The sequence below is a fragment of the Novosphingobium sp. YAF33 genome, assembly GCF_052113265.1.
In the GTDB taxonomy this organism is placed as follows: domain Bacteria; phylum Pseudomonadota; class Alphaproteobacteria; order Sphingomonadales; family Sphingomonadaceae; genus Novosphingobium.
This window is the reverse complement of sequence record NZ_JBFRCW010000010.1, coordinates 50,107-66,321: the sequence shown is the minus strand read 5'-3', so window position 1 is coordinate 66,321 and position 16,215 is coordinate 50,107. Positions and strand designations below refer to the sequence as shown.

General features: G+C 60.3%; 18 protein-coding genes. 12 read left to right on the top strand and 6 right to left on the bottom strand.

Annotated features, from left to right (window positions below):
- Positions 1-2 precede the first annotated feature (2 nt).
- Both AB4Z00_RS19865 and AB4Z00_RS19860 read left to right on the top strand, forming a co-directional pair.
- Entirely contained in the window at positions 3-371 is a 369-nt protein-coding gene (locus tag AB4Z00_RS19865; protein WP_236549396.1) for a hypothetical protein, read from the top strand.
- Positions 372-377: 6 nt separating this feature from the next.
- Positions 378-1,085 carry a TetR/AcrR family transcriptional regulator gene (locus AB4Z00_RS19860; protein WP_133085066.1) on the top strand — a complete coding sequence of 236 codons (708 nt, stop codon included), beginning with the start codon at positions 378-380 and terminating at the stop codon, positions 1,083-1,085.
- Between the two features lie 353 nt (positions 1,086-1,438).
- On the opposite strand, the gene AB4Z00_RS19855 is transcribed toward AB4Z00_RS19860, so the two are convergent.
- The 3 genes from AB4Z00_RS19855 to AB4Z00_RS19845 are packed head-to-tail and all read right to left on the bottom strand — an operon-like array spanning position 1,439 to position 4,617.
- The gene (locus AB4Z00_RS19855; RefSeq protein WP_133085067.1) at positions 1,439-2,518 is read right to left on the bottom strand and encodes an LLM class flavin-dependent oxidoreductase; all 1,080 of its coding nucleotides are present in this window, start codon (positions 2,516-2,518) and stop codon (positions 1,439-1,441) included.
- 60 nt (positions 2,519-2,578) lie between these two features.
- Positions 2,579-3,664, bottom strand: coding sequence for an aromatic ring-hydroxylating dioxygenase subunit alpha (locus AB4Z00_RS19850; RefSeq protein WP_236549395.1), 1,086 nt, complete (start codon positions 3,662-3,664; stop codon positions 2,579-2,581).
- A 14-nt stretch (positions 3,665-3,678) separates the two neighbouring features.
- Positions 3,679-4,617 (bottom strand): Rieske (2Fe-2S) protein, encoded by a 939-nt coding sequence (locus tag AB4Z00_RS19845; RefSeq protein WP_133085068.1) that lies wholly within the window; start codon positions 4,615-4,617, stop codon positions 3,679-3,681.
- 68 nt (positions 4,618-4,685) lie between these two features.
- Here AB4Z00_RS19845 and AB4Z00_RS19840 point away from each other — a divergent pair, with 68 nt between their 5' ends.
- The gene (locus AB4Z00_RS19840; protein WP_133085069.1) at positions 4,686-5,351 is read left to right on the top strand and encodes a TetR/AcrR family transcriptional regulator; all 666 of its coding nucleotides are present in this window, start codon (positions 4,686-4,688) and stop codon (positions 5,349-5,351) included.
- Positions 5,352-5,376: 25 nt separating this feature from the next.
- Here AB4Z00_RS19840 and AB4Z00_RS19835 read toward each other — a convergent pair whose 3' ends face one another.
- The 3 genes from AB4Z00_RS19835 to AB4Z00_RS19825 form a co-directional block, all read right to left on the bottom strand.
- Positions 5,377-5,880: an ester cyclase gene (locus AB4Z00_RS19835; RefSeq protein ID WP_442046987.1), complete on the bottom strand. Its 504-nt coding sequence runs from the start codon at positions 5,878-5,880 to the stop codon at positions 5,377-5,379.
- Positions 5,881-5,922: 42 nt separating this feature from the next.
- Complete coding sequence (locus AB4Z00_RS19830; protein WP_133085071.1) at positions 5,923-6,240, bottom strand: 2Fe-2S iron-sulfur cluster-binding protein; 318 nt, start codon at positions 6,238-6,240, stop codon at positions 5,923-5,925.
- A gap of 91 nt (positions 6,241-6,331) precedes the next feature.
- Entirely contained in the window at positions 6,332-7,621 is a 1,290-nt protein-coding gene (locus tag AB4Z00_RS19825; protein WP_133085072.1) for a sulfotransferase family protein, read from the bottom strand.
- A gap of 148 nt (positions 7,622-7,769) precedes the next feature.
- Between AB4Z00_RS19825 and AB4Z00_RS19820 the strand changes: the two genes are divergently transcribed.
- The 9 genes from AB4Z00_RS19820 to AB4Z00_RS19780 all read left to right on the top strand — a co-directional run bounded on the left by AB4Z00_RS19820 (position 7,770) and on the right by AB4Z00_RS19780 (position 16,198).
- Positions 7,770-8,639, top strand: coding sequence for a helix-turn-helix transcriptional regulator (locus tag AB4Z00_RS19820; RefSeq protein ID WP_133085073.1), 870 nt, complete (start codon positions 7,770-7,772; stop codon positions 8,637-8,639).
- A gap of 119 nt (positions 8,640-8,758) precedes the next feature.
- Complete coding sequence (locus AB4Z00_RS19815; protein WP_133085074.1) at positions 8,759-9,544, top strand: SDR family NAD(P)-dependent oxidoreductase; 786 nt, start codon at positions 8,759-8,761, stop codon at positions 9,542-9,544.
- Between the two features lie 63 nt (positions 9,545-9,607).
- Positions 9,608-10,120 carry a VOC family protein gene (locus AB4Z00_RS19810; RefSeq protein WP_133085075.1) on the top strand — a complete coding sequence of 171 codons (513 nt, stop codon included), beginning with the start codon at positions 9,608-9,610 and terminating at the stop codon, positions 10,118-10,120.
- A 4-nt stretch (positions 10,121-10,124) separates the two neighbouring features.
- Positions 10,125-10,889: a tyrosine-protein phosphatase gene (locus tag AB4Z00_RS19805; RefSeq protein WP_133085076.1), complete on the top strand. Its 765-nt coding sequence runs from the start codon at positions 10,125-10,127 to the stop codon at positions 10,887-10,889.
- 19 nt (positions 10,890-10,908) lie between these two features.
- Positions 10,909-12,192 (top strand): DUF1214 domain-containing protein, encoded by a 1,284-nt coding sequence (locus tag AB4Z00_RS19800; protein ID WP_236549392.1) that lies wholly within the window; start codon positions 10,909-10,911, stop codon positions 12,190-12,192.
- 12 nt (positions 12,193-12,204) lie between these two features.
- A complete protein-coding gene (locus AB4Z00_RS19795) occupies positions 12,205-12,660 on the top strand; it encodes a nuclear transport factor 2 family protein (RefSeq protein ID WP_133085078.1) in 456 nt (151 codons plus the stop codon).
- Between the two features lie 61 nt (positions 12,661-12,721).
- Positions 12,722-13,804 (top strand): TIGR03857 family LLM class F420-dependent oxidoreductase, encoded by a 1,083-nt coding sequence (locus tag AB4Z00_RS19790; RefSeq protein ID WP_133085079.1) that lies wholly within the window; start codon positions 12,722-12,724, stop codon positions 13,802-13,804.
- A gap of 2 nt (positions 13,805-13,806) precedes the next feature.
- Complete coding sequence (locus AB4Z00_RS19785) at positions 13,807-14,934, top strand: phosphotransferase family protein (RefSeq protein WP_133085080.1); 1,128 nt, start codon at positions 13,807-13,809, stop codon at positions 14,932-14,934.
- 76 nt (positions 14,935-15,010) lie between these two features.
- Positions 15,011-16,198, top strand: a complete 1,188-nt coding sequence (locus AB4Z00_RS19780) for a sulfotransferase family protein (RefSeq protein WP_133085081.1) — start codon at positions 15,011-15,013, stop codon at positions 16,196-16,198.
- The last annotated feature ends 17 nt before the right edge of the window (positions 16,199-16,215 follow it).

The following is a 16,215-nucleotide window of genomic DNA, read 5'->3' as shown; positions in this document are numbered from 1 at the left end:
AAATGATGCCCATTCCAACACCTCAGGCAATCGCGACCTTCCTCAAAGAGCAAGCCGAGATGTTCACCGCCGGGCGGCTCGACGATTTTCTGGCGGCGTTCAGGGCTATCGCGCCTGGAGGGTTTAGGGTGCAGGATCCAGCAACAGGTCCGATCCAGGAAGGGTGGGACAAGCTGGAGGCACTATGCCGTGAATATGCGGGCTGGAAGCTTTTCGTGGAAGATGTGAAAGTCAGCGGCAACGAAGCCGTAATCTACGTCCGCAACGAAGGGGAATATCAGGGGCAAGCCATCACTGCGTATAGCATCGAACAGTATGTGTTCAGCGATGATGGCAGCCTGCTTGCGCGCTATTTCCATCCCGTGCAATAGGACAGCATGTCCTCGGTTGCCTCCCACCTTCAAGAGCCGGATCCGCGCAGCAAGGCAGCAGCGCTGCGGCGCGAGCGGATGCGGCAGAGGCTGATTGAGGCGGTACTTGAACTCTACCAGCCAGGCCAGGCCGCGCAGCATGTCCTCATCGACGACGTGATCAAGCTGGCGGACGTCTCGCGTGGGAGTTTCTACAAGTATTTCGAATCCATCGATGCGGTAGTCGAGGAGTTGGCAGAGGCGATGACGGTGGGCATGATCGCCGATTATCGCCGCTTGTTCGAGGATATTTCTGATCCACTGGTGCGGGCCGTGGGCGGTGCGATGATGGTGATGCTGCGCGCGCTACACGATCCGCGGTGGGGAGGCTTTACCTGCCGCATCGACTTTGTGGATTATTTTGCGCGCGAGCGAGCGTTTGACCTCATGGTTCGCGATGCGCTGGAGGGTGCCAGGGATGGTGGCCAGATAATGTTCACATCGGCGGACGCCGCCGTAGACCTCATCGTGGGAATGACTGTCGAAGCTCGGCGGCGCCTCGTTCGCGGAATAAGCGATCCGCATGACTATATGGACGAGATGATCCGATGCACATTCTGCGGGCTGGCGGCAGCCCCCGACGTAGTGGCTCTCGCATGCGAGCAAGTACGGTTTCGCATTTTCCAGGAGGCAACCGAGTTGGACTGGTGGTCAAGTTCGATCGCACATGGGTGATCTGCCTTATTCGATCGCCGTCGGCCGTTCTTGAACCAGGCGTTGGCGAGCCGCACATCCATTCAGTATTTTCGCGTTGAGAGTACGCTTTGCGTCGCCAAAATCCGGTCGCTCCGTCGCCGCCAGCAAACCGCAATCGAGCCTTCATCGCACCAAAGCCTGCCAATCTGATGGTCCGGATTCCGCAGCAGGCAGCGATGACAAGGTGGGCAGCGCACACATCCGCTGCGTACCATGGCCCGGTGGAACCAATTTCGCGTTTCGCCTGCACGGGCATGCGCGGGGGCAATCTTAATCCCCGACGCCGGCCCGTGGCATTCTTTCTCGACAAATGGTGCAATAGGCTACGCTGATCAGGCCGGCGCCGGAATTGCCGTGCCTGCTCGTGTCTTAGCGGCAGCGACCAATTGGAAGAGGCCTGAATTGTACTGGGTCAACTGTTCCAGCGTTAGATCGCGGTAAGGCGTCATCGGGCAAAGCGAATCGACCACCTCCCAGAAGGGTTCGATCTTCTCAAGCACCTCATCGACCGGTCCGCAGGTGACGAACGCCTCCACCATCTCGTCGGAGACATTGCCGATCACTTTTGCAATGTCTCCATGTTCGCCGAGGCTCAGTTGGCAGGCCCGTGCCTGATCTCCAAAGCCGATCGCCTCGAAGAATGGCTCATATTCCTTGTAGCCGGAATAGGCGGCAACCGTAGCCCGGCTGTCGTTGATCGCCTGCTGTTTGTCGTCGTTGACCGCGATCCAGGGCCACGCATTAATCTCGATATCCTGACGTCTGCGGCCGTGCTTTGCCAGTGTCTCATTTATGAAGGGCAATTTGCTCCTGGTATAGGCCGCAGACCAAAGGGCGTGCACCATGAGCCCGTCGCCGATTTCGAGCGCCAGCGCGGTCATCTTGTCCTGGAGCGCCGCGATCCAGATCGGAACGCGCTCGCGAACCGGCGGCGGGGTCAGCATCATTTCCTCGAAATCGGCGGTGAAGTATTCGCCCTTGATCGGATCGAGGCCCTTATGCGCATTGGCGATCACGTAACGGATGACGCCGACGCTCTCCCGCAGGTGCGTCAACAGCTTGCGTTCCGGCTCTCCGTACATGCCGGTCACGCAGCTCTTGATGCTGGAGCCAAGGCCCAGCACGAAGCGCCCTTCGGAGATTCGGTCAACTTCTATCGCCGCATAGGCCGTTTCGAGAGGACTGCGCGTGCCGACGATAGCCACGCCAGTGCCGACCTTGAGGCTACGGGTCAGTGCGGCAGTCGCCGTCATCGGAATGAACGGAGGGCCGTAAATCTGCAGAGAGAAGCAGCCTTCGAATCCGACCTGCTCCATTTGCTGGCCAATGCCGGCCATGATCGGGGCGGAAAGAGTGGGCATGACGCCCCACCAGCGGCGCTCCGCGCCAACGGCATTGACAAGCTCGGGCATGAGTACTCCGAAGATAAAAAAAGGGCGGACACTAATGTCCGCCCAAGGGGAGAGGTCAGGTCAGAACCGGAAGAGTTCGTTGCGAAGTCCGATGATCTCGCTGCAATCTGCGCTGACGTTGTCGCGATAGGCGAAATCGCCGTTGGCTTGCCGATCGGCTAACTCCATCATCGCCATGCGGTAACGCTGACCAGCCTGGTCGAACTTGCTGTGGAGGTCCTTGCGGTCGGTATGACGCATGTAGCGCGGGCTTTGCGGGGAGGTCATGTAGCTGTCCTGGCGCGAGACCTTGTAGCCAGCTTTGGGCATGACATGACGGAACATGAGCCCGGCATTGGTCGTGTTCATCACCATTTCCATGCGCGTGCGATCCCGCGTTTCGGGCGTGCACGGATGGAAAAGAGGGACGTCGTCCCCTGGGCTGAACCGGCCATAGGCGATCGCGCAGTGCGAGCGGAGGTAGATGCGAATGACCTGGCGCACGTTTTGCGTGGGCTGCCTGATGCCGCTGAAGAACTTCATTACCGGCGCGACCGACTTGTTCACGCAGGTGCGAACCATAGTGACTGTTTCGCTGTCGTAGAAGGTTTCCACTGTCTCGCTGTCCGATCGCTCATCCCCCACGACATCGGCATGAAGGAAATCGGCGTGCGTAAGGTCGATCAGGTTTTCGAGGCTGATCGGTGCAGCGCTCTCAAAGCGTACCGTCGCGGTCATGTGCCGCGGAAGTCCGCCGTCCGGCGGCAGGAACGGCAGGCTCGGAAGGTGTACCGGATCTGCTGCGAGCGGATTGCCGAACCAGACCCACACGACGCCGTAGTGCTCCATCACCGGATAGCACCCGCGGGCGTCGGTATATTCGCTCTTGTCGCGCGCTATCCGTTCGTTCGGATGGAATTCACTGGCGATCACGGTGCCGTTCTCGCGCCAGAGAAAAACCGGATAGGAATAGACCGCACGTCGGACGGGCTTGGCCGTCACAGAATAATTGTGCGCGACTGGAAACCACGTATCGCGCATGACGATATTGTGGGGCACCCAGCGATTGATCGCATTCAGCGCGATCTGACCGGAGCCGGTGCCGGTGCCGGTGCCGGAAGGGGGACTTCCGTCGTGTTCGGCGGAACGATCAGCGACTTCAAGCATCTCTAGTTTCTCCTTCAGGCCGCTTCGGTCTTGTCGCGCACGAGCGGTGTCTGTTCGAGCATTGCGCTGCGCAGGTCCTCGCCGTGCAGTGAGACGGTGGGTTTCGTGGCACGCAGCCTGGATCCGTCTACCGATGACAGTACCGAAAGCGGATTGATTCCCCGCAGAATTGCGCCGTGCAGGCCGGGTTGGCGCACGCCCAGTGCAGATCTCCAACGCACAGCCGTGACGCCCCGCGCCGAGGGAACGGGACACAGCATCGCTCGCATTAGCTCGTTGAATTGATCGTCCCGCAGGATGAGCGTGGTTTGACCGGTCTGCGGGTGCGTTCGCGTCAGCAACGTCAGCGGAAATTCCGACACAAAGTGCGATGGCCAGTGCGGCGTGCTCCACTGACAATTGCGCTCCATCACCAGCATGCCATCTTCTTCATGAAGTTCAGACATGAGATATGGCGTGAAGCGGACTCCCCTGATCTTGAGGATCAGGCTGGGATCGTCATAGAGCGCATTGAGATACTCCTGATGGCTGCAACTCACGTTTGCAGTGCCGCAGTAGTTATACTTGTCCTCGGCTATTAGTGGAACTTTCGCCTTCGGGTCCAGGCACACACGTACAAAGCCGCCTTGTTCGAACACGCCGAACGCGTTGGCCTTGTAGACCGGCGGAAACTTCTGCTGGTCCTTCATGTTCGGGATTTCCTTCAGGCGCCCGGTCTCGCCGTCATAGCTCCATCCGTGATAGCCGCACTGAATCCAGCCATTGTCGCGGATGCAGCCGAGCGAGAGAGGAGCCCTGCGGTGCGGGCAGCGATCCTCGAGCGCGCGCGCAATGCCCTGGTTATCCCGCCACAGCACGAGCGGCTGATCGCCAATATCGACCGACAGGGGCTTCTGGGAGGTCACTTCCTCGGAACGGGCTACCGCCCACCAGAGATCATTCTCGAGACTCATAACGTCTATCCACTCTCCCTTTTGATTAAATTGACGCGTGACAATTTATAAGTCAATGACTTTTGAATATGGCCTTCCAGATGCTCGATAGACCTCAGCGCGCCCGCGGCCGTCCTGCCCAGAATGCCGACCTGGCGCTGGATGAGGACAAGCTTCTGGGCCTTGCGTTCGCCACATTTGCAGAGCGCGGATACGAGGCAACGACCTTGCGCGACCTCTCGAAGCGGCTGGGCGTCAGCCACAATCTCCTGAATGTACGTTTCGGACGAAAGGAGGATCTGTGGGTCCGTGCGGTCGATTGGCGGATGGCCCAGGCCTCTCCCTTCGTTGAAATTGCTTTCGACGAGCAGGCTGACGCCGAAGTGCGTCTGCGGCACCTGGTGGAGCGGTTCTGTCTGTGGGCGGCGAGAAACGGCGACATAGTCGCGCTTACCAACGTCGAAGGTTGCCGTTCGACCTGGCGACTGGATCACATCGTCGAGCACTTCGTGCGGCCATTCCAGCGAAGGCTGGACGATCTTCTCGATGCGGTTAGGCGCCAGCGGCCCGTCCACGGCCTTTCGACGGCTGCCCTGATGGCCCTGCTTGTGCAGGGCGTTGGATACTATTTCTGCGCGGTCCCGATGCAGCAACGACTGGGCGCCGGGCATGAGGTCGACGCGGACCACGCCGACCAGCAGGCAGCCCATTTGGCCACTTTTCTGCTGGCGGCCTTGCTCCCGCCTGTCGAGTGAACAACGCGGCGGGAGCAAGTGCAAATCACTTGTAGGGGTCGACGGGCTGCGCCACGTCGATCACACCGATGTCCTTGAGCATCGAGAGAACGTCCGAAATGCTGAAGATGCTGACGATCTTTTCGTCCTTGAACTTGACGATCGAGAACCAGTTCACCTGGAACTCGTTGCCGGTCGGTTGCACGCCCATGTACGGGCCGCCTACGTGCTTGCAGTAGTGGGTCGCATAGATCCAGATCTCGTCGTCGCCCTTGCCTACCGCGTCGATGGTCTTGTAGGCGGCGGGGAAGAAGGTCTTGTACAGCGCAACCGGCGAGGTCTTCCACTGATCGTAAGTGCCAAGATCCGGCCGGTTGGGGTTTCCATACCGAAAGTCGGAATGGAAAAAGCGGTCCATGCCATCGAAGTCACCCGCGTTCAGGGTTTCCTGAAGGTCGGTCCAGTGCTTGACCATCTTCTTCTGGGCATCGGTGAGCAACGGGGAAGCGGACACGTCCAGTTGTTCGCGAATTGATTCTTTCCAGGCCACGTTTGTCCTCTCTCTCTTTCTCTGTTCAGTCTATTGGTATTATCAATCCTCGGGCGCGATAGTCACGGTAAGACCGGACAACGCATCCGTCATCATCAGCTGACACGACAGTCGTGACCTGTCGCCGCGGTGAGGCGACCCATCCAGCAAGTCGCTTTCATCCTCCGTCACCGGAGGCAGCGTCGCTGCAAACGAGGGATCGACGTAGACATGGCATGTCGCACAGGAGCAGCAGCCGCCGCAAAGAGCCAGAAGTTCGTCGAGGCCGGAATCGCGAATGGCTTCCATTACCGATGCATTCGCGGAAGCCGCGATCGTCTGCTGCGAGCCGTCACGGGTAATGACATTCAATTCAGGCATGGCATTCCTCTGCTGGAGTCTGGTCGATGCATGGCTGTTAGCGAGCGCGCCTCGGCTCACGACCTGCCGAAAGACAGGTCGGGGAAGGAAGTTACGTCACTTCAACCTCGACATCGAAGCGGTCGAAATAGAACCCGAACGGCCGGCGCAGCTCTTCCGCTGTGACAAGGAAATCTCGTTCCAGGTCGTAGACGATCTTTCCTTTCGATTGTTCGCCGTGCTCGGCGAGATAGCGATGGAGTTCAGCCAACGCTTCGTCCGTCAGCTCAACGCCTGCGATGCGATAAATCTCTCTCAGTATCCGGTCCGGGGCTTGCGTCCATTCATCGAAATAGACATCGATTGTCTGGTCCGCTGGCAGGACATCGCGGTCCCTGACGCAGGCACGCAGCAACCTCTGATACCGATCGGGCCAGTAGCCGAGCGGTTCCGCGATATCGACGGTCTTGCGCAGCATCCGGGCAGCGTAAGTGTACATCGTAAGCTGCGAGCGGATTGAGCCGACGGGATCGCGATGGGTCAGCACGAAAGTCGCATCCGGGAATGTCTTGTAGAGGGCCGGTAGCTGTTCCATGTGCTGCGGGCACTTGATGACCCACCGATTGGGCCCCTTAAGGAACGTCAAGACTTGGAGGCATTTGCGCAAATAAGCGTATGTTCCGGATTGATCGTGACTGAGATAGTAGTCCCGCCAGCGCGGCACGAGGGCAAGCCATTCTATGAGGTAGGAGGAGAAATCGACAGCCTGCAGCTCGATGTCCTCGCTGATGTGATCGGGCGAGAACTCGTGCATGATAGCCATGTAAGGCAGGATGGATTCCATCGTTCGCCAGCCTTGTTCGGCCTTTGTCCAGCGCGGGTTGGAATCTTGGGTCGTAGGCGTTTCATCGGGCGCCGCTACCGGCGCGATTGCCTCCCACCAGGGCAAGGAACGAAACCGGCTGTCTGCCGCAAGCAGCCCCAGCAAGTGCGTCGTACCGGACCTTGGAAGGCCGGCAACAATGATCGGCCTCTCGATCGGTATTTCGAGAATCTCGGGGTGTCGCTTCACGATATCCTCGACGCGCAAACGTGTTGCTGCATAGCGGATCATCATCTGGAACAGATTTGCCCGTGTCACGGCAGAGGCGTTTTCGTCCTCGTCGATGGACTGGCACCAGACCGCCAGACGTTCCTGAAAGTCCTGGGCGCCGAAATCCGAAAGGCCCGTCTGCGCCATGGCGGCTGTCAGAATGACCTGCGGCTCGAACACAATATGCGCAGCGGCAGCTTCGGCGCCGGCGAGCACCTGCTTCTGGATTTCGTCGAGCACGGGGTGATGAAGGTCGGTGATATCTATAACGTTGGGGTGCGTTGCCCCCTTCTGAGCGGAATCGACCATGTCACTCTCCCTTGGCCTTTGCCGCATTTAAGGAGATGGACCCTGTCCTAGGCAAGGTGATCGGGCATCGCAGCTCTGCCAAATCCTGCTTCATAACGCCAGTCGCCGTGCGCGGCGGATTTCGGGAAAGGGCGCCTGGGAGAGTTTGATGGACACTGTTTCACAAATCTACGACCTGCCAGCCACTCCGGAGATGGAGTGCAGGGTCGAAGGGCGCATCGAACTTCCTGGCGTGGTGATGGAACTCCATCGCTACCGTTTTTTCGGGCGGCAGGAAGGCATCTTCACTTCGCATCGTGGGTTTCTGGATCTTGCCTTGTCGCCGCGGCCAGGCCGTCCGCGTGGCGGCTTTGAAAGCGGCGGGGAGGGAGCGCTGGGCGAAATTATCTTCGTTCCTGAGGGAAGCAGGTTGCATACGCGCTGGGGTGACGGTGAGCAGAAATCCATCTGTTGCGGATTTGACGGAGTCGGTTTCGATCTCGCGGACGCGCGCCGTCCAACAGCCGATTTGGGTTTGGCATTGCTCGACGTTCGCAGCGCGGCGGTGCGTGCAGCTCTGAGGCGTATTGCGGGCGAAATTGCACAGCCCGGGTTTTGCAGCGAATTGCTGGTGCAGGCAATGTGGCTCGAGGCGGCTATAGAGTTGCAGCGGTATTTGCGGCTGAATACGGGGGATCGAAGCGCGCGCAGCGCACTCTCGCGCCGTCAAATGGAGCGAATTAACGAGCGGATCGAAATGCCTGGAAAGCCGCCCTCAATTGCCGAAATGGCAAAAGATTGCGGTCTTTCCACGCGTCATTTTTTCCGATCGTTCCGAGCTGCCACCGGCGAAACGCTCACCAGCTACGTCACCGAGCGCAAAATCTTCAGAGCCAAGGAGAGGCTCAGCCAGACCGAGATGGCTATCAAGGTCATCGCGTGGGAATGCGGTTTCGATAGTCCCGCGGCGTTCTCCGCCGCATTTCGCAAGGCGACCGGAGTGACCCCGCGGCAGTTCCGGGATGCCCTGATGCACTAAGGCCGTTTGGCGATGGCTTTGGCAGGGCTGCGAACGTTCCGATTGTTGATGTGAAGGCCGCAACGGGCAATCTTTCGCCGAGCGGGCCAGACTTCAAAGCGGTCACAGGGAGATAGAGCGTGCCGGAGAACCTGTTCGACCTCAGCGGCAAAGTGGCACTGGTCACAGGGGCAAATTCCGGGCTTGGCTTCGGCTTCGCGCGGGGGCTTGCCCGTGCAGGCAGCGACATCGTGATCTGGGGACGCCGGCGGGAGAAGAACGAGGAGGCTGCTGCGGCCCTGCGCGCCTATGGAGTCCGGGTCTTTGCTGACAGTGTGGATGTGGCCAGTGAGCCGGCCATCGTCGCCGGGTTCTCACGCGCGCTCGAAGCCATGGGGCGGATCGACACGCTCGTTGCAAACGCAGGCATCGCAAGCCAGGTGCCCTTCACCGAAATGGACGTTACACGGTATCGTCAGCTGATCGACGTCAATCTCGACGGCGCGGTCTTCACGCTGCGCGAAGGTGCACGCCACATGAAGGCCCGCGCCGAGGCTGGCGATCCGGGGGGCTCCCTGATCATTTGCGGCAGCGGCTCGATCTTCCAGGGTGTGCCGACAATGGCGCATTACGGTATCGCCAAGGGGGCGCTCAATGCGCTTGCCAAGGCGCTGGCAGCGGAGCTCGGCCACTTCGGTGTGCGCTGCAATGTCATAGCGCCCGGCTTCATCGAGACGGAAATGACGTTCGCGGACCCGGAGATCGGCCGAAAGATCGCCGATATCGTCGCATCGAAAGCGCCGCTGGGAAGGGCAGGAACCCCGGCCGACCTGGAAGGCGCTGTGGTCTATCTGGCGAGCGACATGGCAGCATACCACACCGGTGACACGCTCGTCGTCGATGGCGGGAAGATGTCGGCCAACTGACCGGACGGCAGGTGCGAGAGGGTATTTCGCCGCCAGTCTGGAGCCTAACATCAGGAGGATTGCATGTTCGCCCGGCCAAACAGCCTGCACAGTCAGGTCGCCTACGTCACCAATGACCTGCCCACTGCCATGGCGAGGCTCAAGCAGGAATACGGTACGCCCGGCTTCTTCGAGATGTGCAACATCCAGCCAGGGGAAGATCCCACAGGCAAGCCGGTGCTCAAGATCGCCATTGCGGTCGTGGGGGGCGTCGAAATCGAACTGATCGAGCCGGTGGGCGACACTGCGCCGCTGTTCAGGGATTTCCTGCCGCAAGGGGATGAGCTTGCTATCCGCTTCCATCATATCGCGACCCGGATCGGCGGGCCAATGGCGAATTGGGAAGCGCATCTGGGCTCGATCGATCAGGAGCGCCACCCGGTGGTGTTCGAAGGCGCGGTCGGAGACATGCTGCGCTATGTCTATACCGACGAGCGCCCAACGCTCGGGCATTTCGTTGAACATGTCTGGATGTCTCCAGAATTGCTTGCACAAATGCGAACGCTGATCCCGAGCTTCCCCCCGGTGGAGGGCTGAGACGATGACCCTCGCGCTATCCCGCCTGAACTTTCGCGATATCGGCGGAACGCCTACCTCAGACGGCCGAAGGGTTCGGCACGGCATTCTTTTCCGGTCCGAGGGGCCGGCCAGTTTCGTGGAAGATCACCGCGAAGAACTGGTGAGGCTTGGTTTTCGCAGCGTTGCGGATCTGCGCTCGGACATTGAACGTCAATCGGCACCACACGATTGGTGCGGACCGGATTGCAGGCTTCTCAATCTCGACATGAATACCGACCTGCGCGCGCAAGGGGAGGATATGTGGGCATCGCTCGGGCAGGAGCCGAGTGCCTCGCGCGCGTCGGAAGTAATGGCGCATAACTATGGCCTGATGCCCCAGGCTTTCCTGCGCCATTTGCCGACAATGGTTGAGGCACTTCTTTCCCGCGAAACACCGATGCTGGTTCATTGTACGGCCGGCAAGGACAGGACCGGGGTCGTCGTGGGACTACTCTTGGAACTTCTGGGCGTTCCGCGAGCGGTGATTGCCGAAGATTACCGCAAGTCCGATGTCTTCGGGGAAAATCTGCGCATGTCGGATCATCTCAAGCGTGACCTTGAAAAGACGTTCGGCTTCGTGCCGCCCGACGAAATGGTCGCGGTGCTGATCGGCGTTCAGGACAGTTTCCTCGCGCGCGCCTTTGACGAGATGGAGAGCCGGTGGGGCGGCGTCGACGGTTATTTTGCCGCTGCCGGAATCGATGAGGAACAGCGCGCGGCGCTGCGCGCGCTGCTTGTCACTGACTAGGCGCGAGGTTCGTGCGGGGATGACGACAATCGCGGCCTTGACGACGATGCCGGAAAGCGGAGCGACCCAAGGTGCAGCATGGATCGGTCGCAGAAAGGTGGAGAGCGATATGAGCGATAACGGCGTATTCGAATGGGAAGACCTTCTCGACCAGCTTCGTCCGCTGGGTCAGCAGATGCGCGATCGCATTCCCGAGCGTCTCCGCAGCGATCCGCATGTCATGCAGGAATCGATGCGGCTCTTGCTCTCCGGAGTGCTCAGGACCGCGAACGATGCGATCATGCACGATCGTAGTCATCCGATCTTCGTCCCCGAACTCAATATCTGCCAGAACATCTTCCAGCCCAACGCAGACACCATTTACAAGGCGGCGCTGATCGAGAAGGGCGGCACTTACCGCATTCGCGGCGATCGCGGCACCACGCGAATGATGATCCTGGCCCAGCTCGGTCCCGACACGCTCCGCACGGGGAAGCATCATCCCGCCCAGGATGCGAATGATTTCGATGACCTGCGGATTGCGCCTGACGGCAGTTTCGACGTTATCCTCTCGCCGCAGCGTCCCGCCGATTATGACGGCGACTGGTGGGAGCTCAAGCCCGAGACGGAAAAGTTGATGGTGAGGATCGTGGCCTGCGACTGGGGTTGTGAGCGCGAGCCTCGCTTCGGCATCGTCCGCCTGGATGCCGAACATGCCGCCAAGGGAAGACCAAGCCTCGCCCAGCTCGCGCACCGGTTCGCGGAGATTCCCATGACGGCGGCGGTATGTGCGATGGCATTTCCCGACAAGGTCCAGAAGCTGCGGGACGAAGGGTTGATCAACACTCTGAAAGTGGCTGATTTCTCGCAGATGACGGGTCTTGCTCGGCAGTCGTACTATGAAGGCGCCTACGAACTCGCCGAGGACGAGGCCCTCATAACCGAAGTGCGGATCCCGAAGGAGGTCGGGTACTGGTCCTTGATCCTGACCAACGAGCTCTACGAAACGACTGACTGGTATCACAATCAGTCCAGCCTCAATGCTGCGCAGGCCGTGGTCGACGTCGACGGCGTCTTTCGGGCTGTTATTTCCGCGCGCGACCCGGGCGTGCACAACTGGCTCGATACCTCGGGCTATTCCAGCGGCGCGGTGCAGGGACGGTGGTTCAACACTGACGAGCGTCCAACCCCCAGCATGAAGAAGGTGAAATTGAACGAGGTCCGCCAGTATTTGCCGGCAGGCACCGTTTTGGTGGCACCGCGCGAACGCGCCGAGGCAATCCGCGAGCGGGCGCTGCGAGCGCATACCCGCATCATCTGGTGAAGGACGGATGCGATGAACGATGCACTTTCGATGCTGCTCGATTACGAGGCGATCCGCAACGTCAAGGCGCGCTACTGCCGCATGCTCGATACCAAGGACTGGGAGGGGTTCATCGACCTTTTTACCAGCGACGCGGTGATGGACGTACAGGAGGATACCGGACACGCGCCGATCACCGGCCATGAGGCGATACTCGACCAGGTGCGGTTTGCAGTGGCGGATGCCCGGTCGGCCCATCAGGTTCATTCCTCTGAGATCGATCTCAAAGGGGATGAGGCGAACGTCGTGACTGCTATGCAGGACCGCGTCGTCTGGGCGCCGGGCAAGAGCCCAATACCCGGCGCGCAATCCATCACCGGATTTGGTCATTACACGGAGCGTTACGTCCGCCAGGCCGGGACATGGAGGATCGCCTCGCTCAAGCTGACACGTCTTTATGTCGAGGTTCATCCCGAGCCTGTCTTTTGACAGGTTGCAATCAAAGTCGCGGCCGCAAATCTGCGGCGCATAACGAACTGAGAGGATTTCAATGACGCTGGCGGTGGAACCGGGAGCACAGGCGCTTTTCGACAGGTTCGGCACGTATATTCTGCCGGGGCGTGTCAACGACCCGCGGCGCGGCATCGAAGAAGCCCGGGAAGCCGAGCGGATCGGCCTGGGGTGCGTGTGGATCTCCGAACGCTATGCGCTCAAGGAACCGGCTGTGCTCTCGGGCGCTGTGGCTGAGGCCACATCGAAGATCCGCATAACGGGAACCATGTATGCGACGATGCGCCATCCGCTGGTGACTGCAAGCGTTGCGGACATGATGCAAGCGATGAGCGGGGAACGCTTCCGCCTCATGTTCGCCCGCGCGGTACCGGCCTATATGAAGATGCTCGGATCCCCGCCCATCACGATGGAGCGGCTTGCCGATCTGATCACGATCTGTCGCCGGCTCTGGGCCGGTGAAAAGGTCGATTACGACGGCATACTCGGCAAGTTTCCGGCCATCAACCTGACCGATCGCCACGGAGGAACGCCCCCGCCGATCATTTTCACGGCGATCGGGCCAAAAAGCCTCGAATTTGCAGGCGAGCACTGCGACGGCGTGCTGCTTCACCCCTTCGTTTCGGCGCAGGGCGTGAAGAACAGCGCCAGAATCGTCCGCGAGGCCGCGGAAAAGGCAGGGCGCGACCCGATGTCAGTGCGCATCTACCATAATATCATTGTCGCTCCCGATCTGCCCAAGGACGAGGAAGAGGCCGTCGTCGGCGGGCGCGCGATCACCTATTTCGAACTCCCCGGTTTTGGCGACCTGATCGTCGACATCAACGGCTGGGACAAGAAGGTGCTCGACGACATCCGCGCCCACCCCAAGATTGCAGGGCTCAACGGAAAGCCCGCCGACCAGGCCTATACGCGTCAGGAACTCGTCGATGTAAGCCGTCTCATACCCCAGCAGTGGCTGGACGAGGGGGCTGCAGTGGGAACGGCAGCGCAGTGCGCCGATCAGCTGATGTCCTTCCTTGATGCAGGCGCCGACGAAATCCTACTGCACGGCTCCTCCCCCAAGGACATGGGTCCTCTCACGAGCGAACTGAAGCGCGCATTGGCTGCAAAGGGACTGTGATCATGGACGTGCTGACCCCCGATCGCATTACCGTCCAGTTGCAGGATTGGCTGGCCGGGCAGAAACCGCAATGGCGCCAGATCCATGTTCGCCCCCTCGACGTGACATTGGGGGCGGGCTTCTCTGCCGACATCTTCTTCGTGGAGGTCGACTATGTCGACGAGGCAGGCCCCCAGGCGCAGACACTTGTGGTGCGCCGCCAGCCGATGGACCTGGAAGTCGTCTTCGGCAGCAGTCTGGCCCTTCAGGGGAAAATGATGGCCGCGCTCGATGCGCGCGGAGATCTCCCCGTTCCGCCATGGATCGGGATGCACCTCGATCCCGAGATTCTCGGCCTGCCTTTCCTCGTGATGGGCAAAGTGGCGGGTGAATGCGCCAAGCAGACGCCGAACTACAATCTTGAAGGCTGGCTGGTCGACATGGCGCCGGAGCAGCGGCGCGCGGCCTTTACCAATGCCATATCGGCGTTTGCCAGCCTGGCGAGTATTGACTGGCGCGACGGGTTCGAATTCCTCGCACAACCCGAAAACGGTGAGCCGGGCCTCGATCAATACGTCGGTGCATTGGAAGCGTGGCACAAGGCCGCAGGACGCGGGCGGGCAATGCCCATTGTCGATACGGCAATGGCTTATGTGCGCGCCAACATGCCGCAAGATGCGGCCGTCAACGTACTGTGGGGCGATCCCACACCGTCCAACGTCATGTTCGCGCCCGATGGCCGCGTCAACGCGCTGATCGACTGGGAACTGGCAGCGTTAGGACCGGCCGAGCTCGACCTCGCATGGTGGCTTTACTTCGACGACCTGTTCGGTCGCCGGTTCGGCATTACCCGGCTTGAAGGGCTGCCCAGCAAGCAAGAAACGATCGCGATCTGGGAGGAGACCACCCGGCAGACGGCGAGAAACCTTGAATACTACGATATCGTCGTCGCACTGCGCATGGCGCTGGTGGCGATCGGCGCGTTCGACCGCCAGGTTGGTATCGGCAATATTCCTGAGACCAACAAGTCGCTGAATGACAACTTCATGACGCTCTACCTCGCGGAACGTCTGGGTTTGCCAATCCCTGAATTGGGTCCGGATTTCGTTGCTTTCATGAAGAACCTGACACCGGTCGAAGACAAGGCCTGAGCGACCGGATTCCATACCGGATCGCGGCACCTGGGAGAAGTACGGCAATGGCGCAGCACCGTGAAAAGCGGCCTGCATGAACGCGGGCTCTTGTGAAGCGGCGGTTTTGGAACCGCAAACCCTGATCGCGCGCGCGCGCGATCTCACGGGCCTTACGGATTTCGGAAATGACCTTTCGTTCATGGCCGGCTTTCAACGTCTGGTCGAGGCGGTGGAGACGATGGATCCGCCGCCGCAACTGCGCCAGACAGTAAGTGAGAAGATTGTCGGCCTGCTGGCGACCCGGCTGCGCTACATCGAGGATGAGAAACGCCACCCGGAGATTACGCAGCAGGATCTCGGCGACCCTCTCATAGTCTGCGGTCTGCCGCGCACAGGGACAACGATCACCTACGATCTGCTCTGTCTCGATCCGTCCGCGAGGGCGCCGCGCGAGTGGGAATGGTATATTCCCTGGCCCGCTCCTGAAGAAGCAAATTTCGAGAGTGATCCGCGCATCGGCCAGGTCCAGGCGATCTACGAGAATTGGCTTAAGCATGCCCCGCAGCTGGCCGACATCCAACGGATGGATTGTACCCAGCCCGGTGAATGCAATCACGGGATGATGCTGCATTTCGCCAGCACCAATTTTCCGGCCGAACTCGGTGTTCCCGATTTTGCGCGCTGGCTGCAGGAAACCGTGCCCGACGGGCAATATCGCACGCATCGGAGAATGCTGCAGCAATTCCAGTGGAAAGGTCCGAAGGGACGGTGGACGCTGAAGTCGCCGCAGCATCTGATGGACCTGCCAGGCCTGCTGCAGGCCTATCCCGGCGCGATGCTGGTCTGGACCCACCGCGATCCGGTTCTCACCTTCTCCTCGCTCTCGAGCATGATTGCAGGTTTCCTTGCTGCTGTGGGCGGCGCGAACGACCTGGCGGCAATCGGGCGATCGGTCGTCGACACCTGGTGTGCGGCGATGGCGCGCGCGACAGAAGCACGGTCGGGCGATCCGGCGTTGGAAGGTCGCATCGTTGACCTTGCTCACCGCGATGTCGTCAGCGATCCAATGGCTGCAATCGAACACATCTACAGCCGGTTCGATCTGCCATTTTCGGTGCAGCACCGCGATCGCATCGCCCGCTTTCTTGCCGAGAATCCTGCAGCGAACCGGTTGGGGAGGCATCGGCACAGTCCGGAGCAGTTCGGGATTGATCCGGCCGAGGTACACGCGCGCCTTGCCGGATACTACACGCGCTACGGCCATCTTTTCGACCATTCATAGGCCTGACCTGGGGAACG

Excerpts from the sequence above, each read along its gene's own strand:
- AB4Z00_RS19865 (WP_236549396.1), top strand. The coding sequence starts at position 3 with ATGATGCCCATTCCAACACCTCAGGCAATCGCGACCTTCCTCAAAGAG.
- AB4Z00_RS19860 (WP_133085066.1), top strand. The coding sequence starts at position 378 with ATGTCCTCGGTTGCCTCCCACCTTCAAGAGCCGGATCCGCGCAGCAAG.
- AB4Z00_RS19855 (WP_133085067.1), bottom strand. The coding sequence starts at position 2,518 with ATGCCCGAGCTTGTCAATGCCGTTGGCGCGGAGCGCCGCTGGTGGGGC.
- AB4Z00_RS19850 (WP_236549395.1), bottom strand. The coding sequence starts at position 3,664 with ATGCTTGAAGTCGCTGATCGTTCCGCCGAACACGACGGAAGTCCCCCT.
- AB4Z00_RS19845 (WP_133085068.1), bottom strand. The coding sequence starts at position 4,617 with ATGAGTCTCGAGAATGATCTCTGGTGGGCGGTAGCCCGTTCCGAGGAA.
- AB4Z00_RS19840 (WP_133085069.1), top strand. The coding sequence starts at position 4,686 with ATGGCCTTCCAGATGCTCGATAGACCTCAGCGCGCCCGCGGCCGTCCT.
- AB4Z00_RS19830 (WP_133085071.1), bottom strand. The coding sequence starts at position 6,240 with ATGCCTGAATTGAATGTCATTACCCGTGACGGCTCGCAGCAGACGATC.
- AB4Z00_RS19825 (WP_133085072.1), bottom strand. The coding sequence starts at position 7,621 with ATGGTCGATTCCGCTCAGAAGGGGGCAACGCACCCCAACGTTATAGAT.
- AB4Z00_RS19820 (WP_133085073.1), top strand. The coding sequence starts at position 7,770 with ATGGACACTGTTTCACAAATCTACGACCTGCCAGCCACTCCGGAGATG.
- AB4Z00_RS19810 (WP_133085075.1), top strand. The coding sequence starts at position 9,608 with ATGTTCGCCCGGCCAAACAGCCTGCACAGTCAGGTCGCCTACGTCACC.
- AB4Z00_RS19805 (WP_133085076.1), top strand. The coding sequence starts at position 10,125 with ATGACCCTCGCGCTATCCCGCCTGAACTTTCGCGATATCGGCGGAACG.
- AB4Z00_RS19800 (WP_236549392.1), top strand. The coding sequence starts at position 10,909 with ATGACGACAATCGCGGCCTTGACGACGATGCCGGAAAGCGGAGCGACC.
- AB4Z00_RS19795 (WP_133085078.1), top strand. The coding sequence starts at position 12,205 with ATGAACGATGCACTTTCGATGCTGCTCGATTACGAGGCGATCCGCAAC.
- AB4Z00_RS19790 (WP_133085079.1), top strand. The coding sequence starts at position 12,722 with ATGACGCTGGCGGTGGAACCGGGAGCACAGGCGCTTTTCGACAGGTTC.
- AB4Z00_RS19785 (WP_133085080.1), top strand. The coding sequence starts at position 13,807 with ATGGACGTGCTGACCCCCGATCGCATTACCGTCCAGTTGCAGGATTGG.
- AB4Z00_RS19780 (WP_133085081.1), top strand. The coding sequence starts at position 15,011 with ATGAACGCGGGCTCTTGTGAAGCGGCGGTTTTGGAACCGCAAACCCTG.